The 1,343-nt window shown below is 72.4% G+C and carries 1 protein-coding gene and 1 pseudogene; both read left to right on the top strand.

What is annotated here, in order from left to right; all coding sequences use genetic code 11:
* Positions 1 to 751 (top strand): response regulator transcription factor (locus DXB98_RS10010; RefSeq protein WP_233505163.1); only part of this gene is annotated, 751 nt, incomplete at its 5' end.
* 27 nt (positions 752 to 778) lie between these two features.
* Positions 779 to 1,343, top strand: a pseudogene (locus DXB98_RS10005) (hypothetical protein); the annotation flags it as partial.

The following is a 1,343-nucleotide window of genomic DNA, read 5'->3' as shown; positions in this document are numbered from 1 at the left end:
GGCCGAGGCGCCCGCGGCTGCGCGCGGGGCTCTGGACCGCTGTGCGCGGCGCCAGTACAATGCCGACGGGAGTTTCAGGAGGTCGAACATGGCGAGGATACTGGCAGTGGATGATGAACGGGCGATCCTCGACGCGCTCGCGCGCGTCCTCAGCCGCGACGGCCATGAGGTCGTCAAGGCAGCGGACCCGACGGCGGTCCCGGGGACGGACCTCTCGCGCTTCGACCTCGTGCTCTGCGACGTCATGATGCCGGGGCTCGACGGCTTCGAGCTCGTGCGGCAGATCCGCCCGGACTTCGACGGGCCCATCATCTTCCTGACCGCGCGCGTGGCCGAGGAGGACGCCGTGGCCGGCTACGGCCTGGGCGCCGACGACTACGTCCGCAAGCCCTTCGGGGCCGCGGAGCTGCGCGCCAAGGTCGCGGCCCATCTACGCCGTGAGCGCCGGCCGCGCTCGCACGCCCTCTCCTTCGGGGAGGTGCGGATCGACCTCGGGGCGCGCGGCCTCGCCGTGGGCGGCGAGGCCGTGCCGCTCACGCCCACCGAGTACGCCATCTGCGAGTACCTCGCCCGCCACCCCGGGCAGGTCATGAGCCGCGCGCAGATCCGCGAGGCAGTGCTCGGCTGGGAGAGCGACGCCGACGACGCGGCCATATCCATGCAGGTCAGCCGCGCCCGGAGGAAACTCTCCGAGGCCGGCGCCGATCCGATCGCGACCGTCTGGGGGATGGGGTACAAGTGGCAACTCTGAGGACCGGGGGGGCGAGGTCGTGGGGGCATGCCGCTCTCCTTCGTCATCGCGCGCTACTTCGCCTACGCGTTCGCTGCGGTCGCCACGGCGTGGCTCGCCTCGTTCATGGCGCTCTCCGCGGCGATCAACGCGGGCTTCGTCTACGAGGCAAGCTGGGGGCCGGCCAATGCGCGCGAGGTCGCGGAGGGCCTGGCACGCGACGGCGTCTGCGGGCAGCAGGACGTGCCGACGGCGTACCGCTACCTCATCCTGAATAAGGACGGATACGTGCTGATGACAGACCTCGAGGGCACGCGGCTCGAGGACGCGACGGAAATGGCCCGTGCGGCACTCGCCGCGGATCCGGGCACAGTGGAGATCGAGGGCGGGGGCTCGGGCCTCACCTACGCCGCGTTCCCGCTCAAGGGCGGCGGGGCCTGCGCACTCGTCAGCGAGTACCTGCCGCAGTGGGTCTCGCGCGACCTCGCCGGCCTGCTTCCCAACCCGCAGAACCTCATGCTCGTCGGCGCCGCGGCGGGAAGCGCGCTCGCGCTCGCGCTCGTGGCGCGCCGCGCGAGCCGCGTGATCTCGCGCAAGATGGCGCCGCTCGCGG

This window comes from Collinsella sp. OM07-12 (assembly GCF_003438275.1).
Taxonomy (GTDB): Bacteria; Actinomycetota; Coriobacteriia; order Coriobacteriales; family Coriobacteriaceae; genus Collinsella.
The sequence above is the reverse complement of the archived record's forward strand: the minus strand, read 5'-3'. Positions and strand labels throughout refer to the sequence as shown.